This window comes from Vallitalea sediminicola, assembly GCF_054408565.1.
In genome coordinates this window covers 1-13,871 of the sequence record NZ_BTPT01000075.1, presented here as the reverse complement: position 1 = coordinate 13,871, position 13,871 = coordinate 1, and the positions used below count along the sequence as shown (strand labels likewise).

Genomic DNA, 13,871 nt, shown 5'->3' with positions numbered 1-13,871 from the left:
ATGCTTTATTTCAATATGCACTTAAATTAATTTCTTATTCTTTTATAGTTTTTTGTACAGATAGACAATGAATAAGATTAACATAACAATAGAGATAGTTAATAAATTAATCTTAATTCCAAAATCATCATTTATCATACTAAATAAATATAAACCCCTTGTATATTTACCAAATGTAAACATATCAAACATATAATAGACAAAAGGTATAATATACCCTACTGTCCTCTGACCTGATATGTAAGCTGAAACCATACCTATAACCCCTAGGTATAATGCAGTTATAAAACTACCATGAACACAGTTAAAAAAATTAAATTCCCCTCCAAAAATTTTCTCAACACTAAATACCATCAATATAATTAAATACATCCCAATCATATAGGAAATAACTCTTGAAATGACAATCATACAATGTGGCACTTTTCTTATATAAGTTAACTCATATACCTTACTCTCTTTTTCAAATCCCGCTAAATGAGTAAATAATAGTACACCTAATGGAGTTAGAAGATATTCTCCAAGACAAATCGGTGTAAAATTAAGAGTTTGTGATACGTTTAATGCAAAAATAATTAAAATAGCATATAAAATACTAAATATCAATATTCCCTTTGGGAGTGTCCTTATGTTATAGCTATATATACCTGCTATATGTTTAATTTTTTCCACAGATATTACCTCTTTTCCTCTCAAATATCCATATTGCTCCTATTAGTATTACTACAGAAACAGCTACTGTAACTATTCTATTAATCATTATATCATTAGCCACTTTTTGATATTCAGATAATGTAGAAACATGATTATATCTAATTATATATTTACTAACATTATATTGACTGTTACTAAATGGCATACTGTAATTCCAATAAACAAATTGAACTATTATAGGTAAAATACCGTTGCCAGATACTATCTGTAGAAGATATGCCAATGAAGTTACTATCATTATTGTTGGTAGAATCCATGTTATAGATATCTTAATAAAAGCAAAATAGTCAATATTACCATAATGATTAGCAAAATATATAGTTGAATAACCTGCTAATACCAATACAACAATCAACATTAAAAAAACATTACCTATATATTTACTTAATACATATTTTATCGAAGAAATCTTTTTAGTATAAATAATCTCATATGATTTATATTTTCTATCTCTAATTAACGTAAACGCTGCTATAAAAACTGCAAAAAAACCAACAGCTATTCCTATGTAATCAGCAAATAATCGTGCATAAGAACCTGTAACTTTTTCTTCTGTGGCTATTTCTTCTTTTCTTCTGATTGTCTCTTCAAATAATATTTTCTTAGCTACTAGATTTTTAATCTTATCATCCTTATACATATTTATATGACTAAGTTCATTATTGAGCTGTTGCAATATATCCTGATATTCTTGCTCTGATATATCTTTTTCTTCTAATTCTTTTTTTACGGTTGATATTAATTTCAGCTGTTCATCATTCAAATCTTTTCGTTCAACTACAGCTAAATTTGATAAAACTGCAAAGTTGTTATTTTTCTCATCATTATCTAATAAACTATGTAACATATCTAGTTTTTGAGTAAAACATATATTTAATTCATCTTCTCTATCGCTTGCGTAAAAAATAGAACCTTCAGCTAATATATCAGTTGGGGATTTGGAATACATGTCTTCCATATTTATGTCTCCCACAAACTGTGTTATATAAAATAACACAACAGAAACACAGAAAATGCCAAAGGTAATGCTTTTCAATTGATATTTAATTTCTTTATTAACTAATCTCAAGAACATTTTCATCTACCTCCTGCATCAAACTCATATAAGCATCTTCTAAAGTGGGGTTAGCAGGCTGAGCACCTTTTGGTTTAATCTCTGATATAATTTTCAGATTTGCTTTATCCTCTTCTAATACTGTTGAAACGACTACATACTCATTCTTAACTTCATCCAAATCGTCTATATCTACAAGAAGTTTCCATACTCTATCCTTACCAATCTTAACAAATTCACTAACCTTTCCATTATACTTTATATCACCTTCTTTGATTACTGTAAGACTACTACAGCTTAATGCGATATCTTCAACTATATGTGTAGATAGAATGATAACTTTGTCTTTACTAAAATCTGATAATAGATTACGGAATCTTATTCTTTCTTCTGGATCAAGTCCTGCTGTTGGTTCATCCACAATTAACACCTTTGGATCATTTATAAGAGCTATTGCAATGCCCAATCTTCTTTTCATCCCTCCTGATAATGCTTTTACTTTTATTTTTTTACATGTTTCAAGATGTACTTCTTTTAATGAATATATAATTTTTGATTTTGTGGGTTTGATATCTGATAATAAATAAAAGTACTCTATTATCTCATATACCGACATATTAGGATATAGAGAAAATTCCTGTGGCAAGTATCCTATTATTTTCCTAACTTCTTTTTTATTTTCAATCTTAATACCATCATAGGTTATTTCTCCTGATGTTTTTGGTAATAAGGTTGTTAGAATTCTCATAAGTGTGGTTTTTCCTGCTCCATTAGGTCCAAGTAGACCATGCATGCCATTTTCTAATTCTAGGTTAATGTTATTGAGCACTTGTTTATCACTATACTTCTTGTCTAAATTTTTAATACATATCTTCATCTATTATCCTCCTGTATATCTTTCTTTCAATGATATTTTCATAATATAAAGCTACAATGAATAGTACTGCTCCACCTGATAAAATAGCAGTTAATTCGAATCTAAATAAAAAGATAATTATCATGATAATTAATGAAAAACATCCAAAAAGCTTAACCTTAACTCTTCTTTCTTTTTGTTTTATTAACTTTAAAGCTGCCTCAGCTTTCTCTTTTTGAATTCTTTCACATTCCATCCATCTTACTTTTTCCCATATTTCATTCATATAATGATTATGATTATTTTCCATATAATCAGCTCCTATATATCTTGATCTTTAATTTCTTACGTGCACGAAATATTATAGCTTTTATCTGTTTTTCTGTTTTACCAAGCACTATTGCAATATCCTTATAATTAAGATTTTCATATACATATAGATATATTGCATATCTTTGTATTGGTTTAAGTCTATTTATAGTCTCATTTATAAGCTCATTTCTTTCTTGTTTTAGTATGATATTCTCGGGAGATGAACTATTTATTATCTCAAAATCACCAAACATTTCTCTTTTATTTTTTCTAATATAGTCTATTGACTTATTCTTTATAATTGAGAAAAAATAGGACTTTATAGATTTATTCTTATCAATTCTATCTCTATATACGTATAATTTTGCAAAACTATCTTGTACAATATCTTGTGCCAAATAATTATCATGCACTATGTTCATTGCGAAATTTTCAGCTGATACTCTATAATTATGTACAAAATTCTCAAACTCATTATTATCACCTTGCTTTAGTAACTCAACATTAATTTCCAAGCTATTTGCCTCCAAGATATCTTTATAATAATTATTATAATTCATATATTAAAATATACTCTATAACTAATACGAATAAGTCTATAAAAAGTTACGTTATTATTTAATTCAATTTATATAATACAAAAAAATAGAGTTATCCAGTAATACATTTATTAACCTTAATCAGTATTAAAATTATTGTTAATAAATATCCTGTAACAACTCTATATTAATATAAGTTCAATAGATGTTTACATTCAATATATACATCTAGTTTATTTTATCTTCACCAAATATTTTCTTTCTCAACTTTCTACCTGTAGGTGTAGTTGCTATACCACCTTCTGCTGTTTCTCTTAGACTAACTGGTAACATTTTTCCTACTTTACCCATGGCTATCACTACCTCATCAAATGGTATTACACTTTTAATTCCCGCTAGGGTCATCTCTGCAGAAATCATAGCATTAGAAGTACCTATAGCATTTCTCTTAGCACATGGAGCTTCAACAAGTCCAGCTACAGGATCACATATTAATCCCATAAGGTTTTTTAAGGCTATTGCAGATGCATTTAGAGCTTCTTCAGGTGTTCCGCCTAACATTTCCACAATTGCCGCTGCTGCCATTGCTGATGCTGAACCTACCTCAGCTTGACATCCTCCTTCTGCTCCTGATAGACAAGCATTTTTACCAATAATAATACCTACCGCACCAGAAGTTAATAATCCTTTTACCACCGTCTCTTCATCTAAATCAAATTTTTCTTTTACCGCTAAAAGTACCGCTGGCAGTACTCCACAGGAACCTGCAGTAGGACAAGCAACAATTTTACCCATAGAAACATTCACTTCCATTACACTGAGAGCATAACTAATGGCCTTAGACATTGTTTGACCACAGATTGATTTATTATTCTCATAGAATTTCTTTAACTTTTTGGCTTCTCCACCAATCATAAAACCCTTTATGTTTTCCTCCTTTTCGTCCAAACCTTTTTCAATGGAATTTTTCATTATTTCTAAATTCTTTTTCATTCCATTGTATATTTCTTCTTTAGTCATAGAACTATTAATGCTTTCATTCAATATGGCTACATCATATATAGTCAAATTCTTTTCCTTACATATTGCTAATAGTTCTTTACCATTTTTATAATTCATTACATCACCCTTTCCCAAATAAAATATCTAAAGAATCAATTTATCAATTTTTGTTACATCATCCACATAATCTATTTTTTTAATATCCTCTATGACACACATTTCAATCTCTTCATCTGATTCTAAGATAAGTCTTGCATAATCTCCCTTGGCATCTCTATATAACTTCATGAATGCAATATTGACTCTATTTTTTGCTAATATGGATGTTATAGCCGCCATAATTCCTGGTCTATCTAAATGCTTTGTAATCAATGTAGTATATTCTCCATTAAAATCAACATCAAAATCATTTATTTTTATAATTGAGACTTTACCTCCACCAATAGACGAACCCATTACCATCATTTCCTGACCATTTTTTGAGAACATTTTAATCATTACGGTATTGGGATGAACTTCTCCTAAGTCTTTAGTATTGAATTTATATTTTATTCCTTTTTTTTCAACTATTTCATATGCATTCCTAAGTCTTTCATCATCTGGAAGAAAACCCATTACTCCTGATAACAATGCTTTATCCGTACCATGACCCAAATAAGTTTTTGAAAAAGACCCATGAAGAAAAAACCTTACCTCACTAATATCCTTACCAAAGATTTCTCTTGCAATATAACCAATTTTTGCTGCTCCAGCAGTATGCGAACTGGATGGTCCAATCATCACTGGTCCAATAATATCAAAAATACTATATTCCATTTTTAAGTTCTCCTTTTGACAAATTCTAGATAATTATTACTTCTTTAACTATACCTTCTTTATTCCTATATTTCAACATTATATATACTATTATTTGCTTTATATATGATAATTAATACTCACTTTGTAATATTCGCCAAAAAAAGATTTTATTTACAAGATTATCCATTTTATTGACACTTATTACCTTTTGTGTTATTCTTATATAGGATAAACATAACGGTTTGAGGGGGAAATATTATGAAGTCAACAGGAATTGTTAGAAAACTTGATGAATTAGGTAGAATAACTTTACCAATTGAAATTCGTAGGAATTTTGATATCAAAGAAAAAGATGCTCTAGAAATTTATGTCGATAATGAACAAATCATTTTAAAAAAATATCAACCTGCTGATGTATTCACTGGTAATATGGATGATTTAATTGACTATTACGGAAAGAAAGTATCTAGACAATCAATTATGGAAATGGCCAAAATTGCTGGACTTAATGTAGACTAATTAAATATAACTTGAAAATAAAACTAACCCTCTAATATAGAGGGTTTCTTATTTTTATTATATAAATTTTATATATATTAGTTACTTTATCTATCTAATTTTATCAAATAATTATATATATCCCTTTTTGAAGTACCTCTATCTTTCGCTACCTGTTTCATAGCATTTTTTTTATCTAGTCCTTCTTCAATATATTTATTATAGTGTTTTTCTATTGAAATATTTTCCCATTTTTCGATTTCTTCATTTCGTAAGTCTTCTAATGCTCTACCTTCAATTATAAGTACAAATTCTCCTCGTGGAAGTTCCGTACCATATTTATTAACAGCTTCATCCAAAGTAGTGTTATCTATTTCTTCAAATTTCTTGGTTAACTCTCTAGTGATTGAAATATCTCTATTCCCTAAAGATTCTAGTAATTGTTTCAACGTTTGTTTTAACCTGTGAGGTGCTTCATATAATACAATGGTTCTATGTTCATTTTTTAATTTTTTTAATATATTGTTTCTATCTTTTTTATCATGAGGAAGAAATCCTTCAAAAACAAAACTTCTAGTTGACCGTCCCGAAAGAATAAGGCCTGTTATCAATGCTACTGCTCCTGGTGCAGAAGTAACTTCAATATCATTCGTTCTACATAGTCTAACTAAGTCTTCACCAGGATCTGAAATACCAGGTGTTCCTGCGTCAGTTACTAAAGCAATAGTTTTACCTTCTTGCAATTTTTTTATAAGATATGGACCTTTTTCAATTTTATTATGCTCATGATAACTGGTTAATGATGTATTTATATTGAAATGATTCAATAGCTTCCTTGTATGCCGTGTATCTTCTGCGGCTATTACATCAACTTCACTTAAGATTCTTATAGCTCTATAGGTTATATCCTCTAGATTACCAATGGGTGTAGCTACTAGATATAATTTTCCTGACATATTCTCATTCCCATCCCTTATTGATTATATCCATATATATCATATATTTCCTCTGTATATTTTCCAACTGATTCATATACAATTAATGGTGGTTCCATTTTTAACAAAGGTTTGCCATGTCTTACTGATTCGATTAGAATCATATTAGGTTCTTTATTTATATAAGGATGAACTAACCTTATCCTCTTTGGTTCTAATTTATATTTTTTTAATATTACAATTATCTCTGGTAATCTGCTTGGTCTATGTACCATATAAAATCTTCCCCCTACTTTTAATAAGGAAGATGTATTTCTTATAACATCATCTAATGTACATAGTATCTCGTGCCTTGCTATAGATTTAGGTCGTAAATCATTTTTTAGACCATTTTTATTATTCATATACGGTGGATTAGAAGTTATGACATCAAAACTAGATAAAGGAAACAGCTTTTCTGCTTCCTTTATATCTCCTTTTACTATGGTAATTCTATCCTCTAAACAGTTAAGTTTAACACTTCTATCAGCCATTTCTACGCTTTCTTCTTGAATCTCTAATCCAGTAAAATGTTCTCCCTTTGTTTTGGCTTCTAACAATATGGGAATGATACCCGTACCAGTACCTAAATCAAGAACTTTTTCATTTTCTTTGACAACAGCGAAACCGGTTAATAATACTGCATCTATTCCAAAACAAAATTTTCCAGTATTTTGTATTATCTTATATCCATTTCTATGAAGATCATCTATTCTTTCGCCTTTATTTAGTTCCATTCTATCTACTCTCTCTTCATCTTACCTTCTTTACGTTCTAGGTTCTGTAATTCTTTTAATTCTTCTTTTTCTTGTTCTGTTATTTCTTCACCTTCAGCACCACGTTTTTTACATACTTTGAATTTTAATTCATTTACTTTGTATTGTAGTATTTCTGGATCTCCATCATCTTTTCTGACAATCAATCTTACAAGCTGTCTAAGAACATTAACACCTAATACTTCTCCTTTTTGTCCCTCTGGAGTAATTACTTTATCTCCCACACTTGGTAGATGTTTATTAAGATATTCATATGTTGATTCTTCATATTTAAGACAACACATTAGTCTTCCACACACACCTGATATCTTAGTTGGATTAAGAGATAGATTCTGTTCTTTAGCCATTTTAATTGATACCGGTTGGAATTCACATAAGTGTGTATGACAGCAAAGAGGTCTTCCACAAATACCAATACTACCTATCATTTTTGTCTCATCTCTAACACCGATCTGTCTCAATTCTATTCGAGTTTTAAATATAGCAGCAAGGTCTTTAACTAATTCTCTAAAGTCAATCCTTCCATCAGCTGTAAAGTAGAATAATACTTTATTGTTATCAAAAGTGTATTCTACATCAATTAGTTTCATCCCTAAACCATGTTTACTTATTTTTTTAACACAGATATCAAAAGCTTCTTTTTCTTTTGATCTGTTTTTTTCCTCTTTTTTATCATCCTCTGGTGTAGTAATTCTTATGACACTTTTGAGCGGCTGTATTATCTCATCATCAGTCACTTCTTTGATTCCTACTACAACATGTCCATATTCTATTCCTCTAACTGTCTCTACAATAACATTTTGTCCTTTTTCTACATTTAGATTATTAGGATCAAAATAATATATCTTACCTGCCTTTCTAAACCTGACACCGATTACTTTTATCATATTAATTCTCCTTTGTTTGTAATATCATCATCTCTATAACTAATCTGAAATTTGCATTTTGTTTTAATAAATTTTTAGCTTCACTAATATTCTCAATCATTACACTTATTCTATTATACGATAAAACCTGTGCTTGTTTCAACAAGGTTCTATATTTATCTCTGTTAATTATATACATCTCATCATTTATCTTCTTAACAATCAGCAAGTCTCTAAACCAAGTCATAAGTAAATCTAGAAAATCTTGTATTTCATCTTTATGATCTTCAAATTTCTGACTAACCTCTAATAATTCATAATCATCACCTTTGATAATAATATCAACAATACTAATCATACTTTCTCTCATATCAAAAAATTCAGTTGATGAAGCTAAATCTTTAGCTTTACCTATTATTCCTTGTGCAAAAGAAGTTATTAACTCACTTCTATAATCCGGTATTTTTAACGTTTCCATGACATAATTCATTACTTTATCTGGCATAATAGGTTTTAGTTTTAAAACAACACATCTAGATATTATTGTAACTAAAAATTTACTGATATTATTTGATAGTAATAGTATTACCACATATGATGGAGGTTCTTCAATTGTCTTCAATAATGCATTTTGTGCCTGTTCTGTCATAGTATCTGCATTATCCACAATATATATCTTATGAGCGTATTGATATGGTTTAATATTTATATCTTGATTAATCTGTTCTCTTATATCGTCAACACCAATACCTGTTTTCTTAGTTTGTTCTACATAGATTACATCTGGGTTATTTAATGAATCAAAAGTCCGACAAGATATACATTCATTACAAGGTGTAATTCCTTCTTTTTCACATTGAAGTGTTTTAGCAAAGGTATTGGCTATAAGTTTTTTCCCAATCCCCTTTTCTCCGTCAATTATATATGCATGAGATATTTTATTAGTTCTTATAGCACTTTGTAAATGGCTTATTATTTCATTATGCCCAACTATTTCATCAAAAGTATACATTTATATTTCCTTCCCAATCAACTAACTTACATTCATCTCTAGATATTATTATTATACACCGTTTTGGGACATAATTTATAGGATTATTTATATTATAGCAAATAATTAGTCCAAATTTTTATGGTTTTATATATTATTATTAACATAAACTTATCTATTTAAAAAAGTTATCCTCAATCTATTAATTTTAACCCTATAACTCAAAAGAGCTGTCTCATTATACATTTATGTCAATATAGTATTAAAATAACAACAAAAATGTTTATGAGACAACTCTTTTATTTGAAATAAATATATTAGAATCTATAACTTAGAATACTTTTATAATCATTTATAAATTAAAAAAATAAATATCATGTTAATATATCTAATAGTAGTCCACTTATCTCATCTACATGTCCTAGTATATTAAGATTATTCTTTTCTTCTTGTATTAATTCTCTTGCTAAATCATCTAGATTCTTATCTACTAATTTTACTATCCCGTATACTCTATGTCTTCCACGTCTATCCAAAAAGTTTTCTCTTGAAAATTTGTGAGAATGGGTTACTACTTCATTAACAAAGTCTTTGATTAATTCTCTATATCTTTTCATATCTTTTACATCCATATGCTTAGCAATTTTTTTGCCTTGCTCTGTAATATCATTAATCATTACATTTAATTTTTCTTGAAGTGATGATTCGTCTATTTTACTTAGTAAGGTAAATTTAAATTCTTTACTATTATTATTATCAATCTTACTAATACTATCATTCATATCTGGCATTTTTACGTTATTTACTTTTAAATCCATAGTAATATCTCCCATCTAAAAAAAATTAATTTATCTTTTGTATTGATTCCTTATTAATCTAGCTCTTATATCTTAAAATATTGGTCCACATCAATAACGAATACTGTAGCTCCTCCAACTGTTACTTCAATTGGGTATGGCAAATAACCATCTGGCATTCCAGCAACTGGTGGGTTCAGTAATGACATTTGTTTATTAGTCTTACACTCTTTTTTTATTATTCCTATTGCTTCATCTACTTTTTCTTTTGGCACACCAATAAGTATTGTAGTATTGCCAGTCTTCAAAAAACCACCTGTACTGGCTAATTTAGTAGCCATAAAACCAGCTTTATTCAGTCCCTCAGTTAATCTATGTGAGTCTTCATCATGAATTACTGCTATTATTAATTTCATAAGATCACTCCTAAAATTTAATTTTATAAGATAAAATGTATAAATAGTCTAATTGCCATTAATTTATTATATTATATGATTAATATCGGATAAATATAGATTTTTATTTAGAATATGGAGATATTATATTAACTTCACTTTTATAATTAATTAATATTTTCAGATATTTATTTATTATAATTATACCTATTATTAATCATCTGTTCAATAGTATTTATTATTTCACTATGGATATTTTCTATAGATTGAGATGCATCTATATTTTTTATTCTATTAGGGTGCAATTCCGCTAATTTTTTATAGCCTTCACATACTTTTTTATGAAATTCGAATTTCTGTAATTCTAATCTGTCTAACTCTCTTTGATCCTTTTTACGTTTTAATCCTTCTTCAGCATCAATATCTAACAGAATTGTTATATCTGGTTCTAGTCCACTTGTTGCGTATCTATTAATTTGCTCTACATTATTAATTCCAAGACCTCTAGCATATCCTTGATAGACTACAGAGGAATCAACAAATCTATCACATATAACTATTTTTCCCTCTTCTAGTAAAGGTTTTATGTACTGTTCTACATGTTGTGCTCTTGATGCAGCATATAAAAGTGCTTCTGTCATATCTGACATTTCCATATAATCTTTATTTAATATTATATCTCTTATGGATTCACTTATAATTGTTCCACCTGGTTCTCTTGTAAACACAAATTCATAATTGTGATTTTGTAAATAATTTTTCAATTGTTCAATCTGAGTTGATTTCCCTGAGCCATCTGCTCCTTCTATACTAATAAATAGTCCTTTCATTTTACACCTCGTCAATTATATTAATTGTTTTACATCCTTTATTATCTAGCCCCATTATTTCTATACCCAATTCTATATATCTATTAATTAGGTTGATATTTTCTTTTGTAATGATTTCACCTGGAACAATTAGAGGTATTCCTGGTGGAAAAGGTATAACAAAATCTCCTGATATCTTACCAATAGAGTTTTTTAACTGTATTTGAATTTTATTTTTATTAAATGCATCTTTCGGGTTATAGTGTGTTAGGGCATTATTTATTATATCATATTTTCTGCACTTTATATGATTATTTCTTAGTTTACTATCTATTTCTATCAGTGACTTCACTAATTTATCAAACCCGTATTTACTATCGCATATTGTAGTCATCGCTATAATATGATTTATACCACTCAATTCAACTTGTATATTATATTTATCCCGAAGAATTTTGTCCAATTTCATTCCAGTGATATTAGTATCTGTACAATCTATGACGATTTTAGAATAATCCATATTCATTATTTGCTTATTACCTATTATTTCATCATCAATTAAATGTAAATTTTTTAATTGAGCCTTCAATTTTTTCCTACAAAATTTTAATAGTTCTACATATTTGTCAAATAACTTAACTCCTTTAGTATCGATTATATTTCTACAATTGTCGAGACTAGTCATTAATATGTATGATGGACTACTAGTTTGAAAGATAGACAAGGCATTTTGTAATTTATTAGTATCTACTCTATCATTTTTGATATGTAACATAGCACTCTGAGTAATGGATGGTAACGTCTTATGAGCACTTTGAATAACTATATCAGCACCTTGTTGTAACGAAGTTTTTGGAAAATAGTCATGGAATTTAAAGTGTGAACCATGAGCTTCATCAATCATTAATATCTTATTGTATTTATGGGTTATTTTTGATATTGCAGCAATACTGGATACAAAACCTTCATAAGTAGGGCTTGTAATAATTACAATCTTTATTTTCGGATTCTCTTTCAGTTTCTGTTCAATATTGGTAGGATTAATCCCACCAATTATACCGTTATCTAGTATTTCTGGATAAATATATATAGGAACTAAATTATTGATTAGAATAGCATTATAAACGGATTTATGGCTATTTCTAGCAATTAATACTTGGTCTTTTTCTTTACATACGGAAGTTATAGCAGAAATAATACCTCCTGTACTACCGTTCACTAAAAAATAAGTCTTATCTGCACCAAAAGTCTTCGCTGCTTTTTCTTGAGCCTCGTTTATTATACCTGAAGGATCATGTAGATTATCGGTTCCTCTTACTTCTGTTACATCTATCTTAATCATATTTTTCAAATTAAATTTTCTACCTAACTTATGTCCTGGCATGTGGAAAGGGTAAATTCCTTTTCTATATTTCATTAGTTGATTATAAAGTGTTATTTTTCTCATGAATAATCTCCTTTTTTATTTATTAAAGGAATGCTTATATTTATTCTATCTTATCAACAGAAAAAGGTAAAATCATAAAAATTGTTAACAGTTTTTTGTATTTATAATAAATTTGTTGATAACATTTATTTTCTTTATAGAGTACTTATTCTTATACTATTTTATTATACACTAAAAAATCGCCTATTATTATAGACGATTTTTTAAGTGAGCCACCCGGGACTCGAACCCGGGACACCTGGATTAAAAGTCCAGTGCTCTAGCCGACTGAGCTAGTGGCCCAAATATATAAAGTTTTTATGGTGCCCAGAGGCGGAATCGAACCACCGACACGAGGATTTTCAGTCCTCTGCTCTACCGACTGAGCTATCTGGGCATATTATTGGTTGCGGAGAGAGGATTTGAACCTCTGACCTTCGGGTTATGAGCCCGACGAGCTACCAGACTGCTCCACTCCGCGTTATTATTAACAGCAAAAATATTGGTATTACTATTAATTAAGTGGAGGGAGAAGGATTCGAACCTTCGAAGGCGGAGCCAACAGATTTACAGTCTGCCCCCTTTGGCCACTCGGGAACCCCTCCATTGCAAGCCGACGATCGGACTTGAACCGATAACCTGCTGATTACAAGTCAGCTGCTCTGCCAATTGAGCCACGTCGGCATTTATTTTCATCCACTTTATAATATTTTTTGTTATTTTTATAAAAATTATTCTATTATAATCTTTATAATATATGTAAATACTAATTGGATTATTATCTTATGCACGTTACCGTGCTATATGAAATTCCTAACTTATAGTAAAGGAATTTGATTTAGTGGGCGCAACAGGGCTCGAACCTGTGACCCCCTGCTTGTAAGGCAGGTGCTCTCCCAGCTGAGCTATGCGCCCTGGGAATATTATATTAATCAATTAGTTTTTACAACTAACGACCCAGAAGGGACTCGAACCCTCGACCTCCGGCGTGACAGGCCGGCGTTCTAAACCAACTGAACCACTGGGCCAGATTATTAAAACACTCAAAACAACACATTGCACAA

General features: G+C 29.3%; 16 protein-coding genes and 7 tRNA genes. 1 reads left to right on the top strand and 22 read right to left on the bottom strand.

Going from position 1 to position 13,871, the window contains the following annotated elements:
* Positions 1-42: 42 nt before the first annotated feature.
* The 7 genes from ACX6CF_RS23605 to sdaAB form a co-directional block, all read right to left on the bottom strand.
* The gene (locus ACX6CF_RS23605; RefSeq protein WP_458787834.1) at positions 43-672 is read right to left on the bottom strand and encodes a hypothetical protein; all 630 of its coding nucleotides are present in this window, start codon (positions 670-672) and stop codon (positions 43-45) included.
* Complete coding sequence (locus ACX6CF_RS23600) at positions 659-1,789, bottom strand: ABC transporter permease (RefSeq protein WP_458787833.1); 1,131 nt, start codon at positions 1,787-1,789, stop codon at positions 659-661. The genes ACX6CF_RS23605 and ACX6CF_RS23600 overlap by 14 nt, the downstream gene beginning before the upstream one ends.
* Positions 1,770-2,645, bottom strand: a complete 876-nt coding sequence (locus ACX6CF_RS23595) for an ABC transporter ATP-binding protein (protein WP_458787832.1) — start codon at positions 2,643-2,645, stop codon at positions 1,770-1,772. The genes ACX6CF_RS23600 and ACX6CF_RS23595 overlap by 20 nt, the downstream gene beginning before the upstream one ends.
* The gene (locus ACX6CF_RS23590) at positions 2,629-2,934 is read right to left on the bottom strand and encodes a hypothetical protein (RefSeq protein ID WP_458787831.1); all 306 of its coding nucleotides are present in this window, start codon (positions 2,932-2,934) and stop codon (positions 2,629-2,631) included. The genes ACX6CF_RS23595 and ACX6CF_RS23590 overlap by 17 nt, the downstream gene beginning before the upstream one ends.
* A gap of 4 nt (positions 2,935-2,938) precedes the next feature.
* Positions 2,939-3,451 carry an RNA polymerase sigma factor gene (locus ACX6CF_RS23585; RefSeq protein WP_458787830.1) on the bottom strand — a complete coding sequence of 171 codons (513 nt, stop codon included), beginning with the start codon at positions 3,449-3,451 and terminating at the stop codon, positions 2,939-2,941.
* Positions 3,452-3,703: 252 nt separating this feature from the next.
* Entirely contained in the window at positions 3,704-4,594 is an 891-nt protein-coding gene (gene sdaAA, locus ACX6CF_RS23580) for an L-serine ammonia-lyase, iron-sulfur-dependent, subunit alpha (protein WP_458787829.1), read from the bottom strand.
* A 27-nt stretch (positions 4,595-4,621) separates the two neighbouring features.
* A complete protein-coding gene (gene sdaAB, locus ACX6CF_RS23575; RefSeq protein WP_458787828.1) occupies positions 4,622-5,293 on the bottom strand; it encodes an L-serine ammonia-lyase, iron-sulfur-dependent subunit beta in 672 nt (223 codons plus the stop codon).
* Between the two features lie 240 nt (positions 5,294-5,533).
* Here sdaAB and ACX6CF_RS23570 point away from each other — a divergent pair, with 240 nt between their 5' ends.
* Positions 5,534-5,794, top strand: coding sequence for an AbrB/MazE/SpoVT family DNA-binding domain-containing protein (locus ACX6CF_RS23570; protein ID WP_458787827.1), 261 nt, complete (start codon positions 5,534-5,536; stop codon positions 5,792-5,794).
* An 86-nt stretch (positions 5,795-5,880) separates the two neighbouring features.
* Here the strand turns inward: ACX6CF_RS23570 and rsmI are convergent, their stop codons facing one another.
* The 15 genes from rsmI to ACX6CF_RS23495 form a co-directional block, all read right to left on the bottom strand.
* A complete protein-coding gene (rsmI, locus tag ACX6CF_RS23565; RefSeq protein WP_458787826.1) occupies positions 5,881-6,729 on the bottom strand; it encodes a 16S rRNA (cytidine(1402)-2'-O)-methyltransferase in 849 nt (282 codons plus the stop codon).
* A gap of 17 nt (positions 6,730-6,746) precedes the next feature.
* Positions 6,747-7,484, bottom strand: coding sequence for a tRNA1(Val) (adenine(37)-N6)-methyltransferase (locus tag ACX6CF_RS23560; RefSeq protein WP_458787825.1), 738 nt, complete (start codon positions 7,482-7,484; stop codon positions 6,747-6,749).
* Between the two features lie 5 nt (positions 7,485-7,489).
* Complete coding sequence (locus ACX6CF_RS23555) at positions 7,490-8,410, bottom strand: PSP1 domain-containing protein (RefSeq protein WP_458787824.1); 921 nt, start codon at positions 8,408-8,410, stop codon at positions 7,490-7,492.
* A 1-nt stretch (position 8,411) separates the two neighbouring features.
* Positions 8,412-9,401, bottom strand: coding sequence for a DNA polymerase III subunit (locus ACX6CF_RS23550; RefSeq protein WP_458787823.1), 990 nt, complete (start codon positions 9,399-9,401; stop codon positions 8,412-8,414).
* Positions 9,402-9,754: 353 nt separating this feature from the next.
* Positions 9,755-10,198 carry a YaaR family protein gene (locus ACX6CF_RS23545; protein ID WP_458787822.1) on the bottom strand — a complete coding sequence of 148 codons (444 nt, stop codon included), beginning with the start codon at positions 10,196-10,198 and terminating at the stop codon, positions 9,755-9,757.
* 65 nt (positions 10,199-10,263) lie between these two features.
* On the bottom strand, positions 10,264-10,593 hold the full coding sequence (locus ACX6CF_RS23540; protein ID WP_458787821.1) for a cyclic-di-AMP receptor: 330 nt from the start codon (positions 10,591-10,593) through the stop codon (positions 10,264-10,266).
* 167 nt (positions 10,594-10,760) lie between these two features.
* Entirely contained in the window at positions 10,761-11,402 is a 642-nt protein-coding gene (gene tmk, locus ACX6CF_RS23535; protein WP_458787820.1) for a dTMP kinase, read from the bottom strand.
* 1 nt (position 11,403) lies between these two features.
* A complete protein-coding gene (locus tag ACX6CF_RS23530; RefSeq protein WP_458787819.1) occupies positions 11,404-12,828 on the bottom strand; it encodes an aminotransferase class I/II-fold pyridoxal phosphate-dependent enzyme in 1,425 nt (474 codons plus the stop codon).
* 208 nt (positions 12,829-13,036) lie between these two features.
* Positions 13,037-13,110, bottom strand: a tRNA-Lys gene (locus tag ACX6CF_RS23525).
* An 18-nt stretch (positions 13,111-13,128) separates the two neighbouring features.
* Positions 13,129-13,204: transfer RNA gene (locus ACX6CF_RS23520), tRNA-Phe, on the bottom strand.
* A gap of 7 nt (positions 13,205-13,211) precedes the next feature.
* Positions 13,212-13,288: transfer RNA gene (locus ACX6CF_RS23515), tRNA-Met, on the bottom strand.
* 42 nt (positions 13,289-13,330) lie between these two features.
* Positions 13,331-13,412: transfer RNA gene (locus ACX6CF_RS23510), tRNA-Tyr, on the bottom strand.
* Between the two features lie 6 nt (positions 13,413-13,418).
* Positions 13,419-13,491, bottom strand: a tRNA-Thr gene (locus tag ACX6CF_RS23505).
* 158 nt (positions 13,492-13,649) lie between these two features.
* Positions 13,650-13,722, bottom strand: a tRNA-Val gene (locus ACX6CF_RS23500).
* 38 nt (positions 13,723-13,760) lie between these two features.
* Positions 13,761-13,835 (bottom strand) — tRNA-Asp (locus tag ACX6CF_RS23495).
* Positions 13,836-13,871: the final 36 nt, after the last annotated feature.

What these genes read in the sequence shown, in the direction of transcription:
- tmk (WP_458787820.1), bottom strand. Translation starts at nt 11,402, where the DNA reads ATGAAAGGACTATTTATTAGTATAGAAGGAGCAGATGGCTCAGGGAAA.
- ACX6CF_RS23600 (WP_458787833.1), bottom strand. Translation starts at nt 1,789, where the DNA reads ATGTTCTTGAGATTAGTTAATAAAGAAATTAAATATCAATTGAAAAGC.
- ACX6CF_RS23540 (WP_458787821.1), bottom strand. Translation starts at nt 10,593, where the DNA reads ATGAAATTAATAATAGCAGTAATTCATGATGAAGACTCACATAGATTA.
- rsmI (WP_458787826.1), bottom strand. Translation starts at nt 6,729, where the DNA reads ATGTCAGGAAAATTATATCTAGTAGCTACACCCATTGGTAATCTAGAG.
- sdaAB (WP_458787828.1), bottom strand. Translation starts at nt 5,293, where the DNA reads ATGGAATATAGTATTTTTGATATTATTGGACCAGTGATGATTGGACCA.
- ACX6CF_RS23545 (WP_458787822.1), bottom strand. Translation starts at nt 10,198, where the DNA reads ATGGATTTAAAAGTAAATAACGTAAAAATGCCAGATATGAATGATAGT.
- ACX6CF_RS23590 (WP_458787831.1), bottom strand. Translation starts at nt 2,934, where the DNA reads ATGGAAAATAATCATAATCATTATATGAATGAAATATGGGAAAAAGTA.
- ACX6CF_RS23550 (WP_458787823.1), bottom strand. Translation starts at nt 9,401, where the DNA reads ATGTATACTTTTGATGAAATAGTTGGGCATAATGAAATAATAAGCCAT.
- ACX6CF_RS23530 (WP_458787819.1), bottom strand. Translation starts at nt 12,828, where the DNA reads ATGAGAAAAATAACACTTTATAATCAACTAATGAAATATAGAAAAGGA.
- ACX6CF_RS23560 (WP_458787825.1), bottom strand. Translation starts at nt 7,484, where the DNA reads ATGGAACTAAATAAAGGCGAAAGAATAGATGATCTTCATAGAAATGGA.
- ACX6CF_RS23555 (WP_458787824.1), bottom strand. Translation starts at nt 8,410, where the DNA reads ATGATAAAAGTAATCGGTGTCAGGTTTAGAAAGGCAGGTAAGATATAT.
- sdaAA (WP_458787829.1), bottom strand. Translation starts at nt 4,594, where the DNA reads ATGAATTATAAAAATGGTAAAGAACTATTAGCAATATGTAAGGAAAAG.
- ACX6CF_RS23570 (WP_458787827.1), top strand. Translation starts at nt 5,534, where the DNA reads ATGAAGTCAACAGGAATTGTTAGAAAACTTGATGAATTAGGTAGAATA.
- ACX6CF_RS23595 (WP_458787832.1), bottom strand. Translation starts at nt 2,645, where the DNA reads ATGAAGATATGTATTAAAAATTTAGACAAGAAGTATAGTGATAAACAA.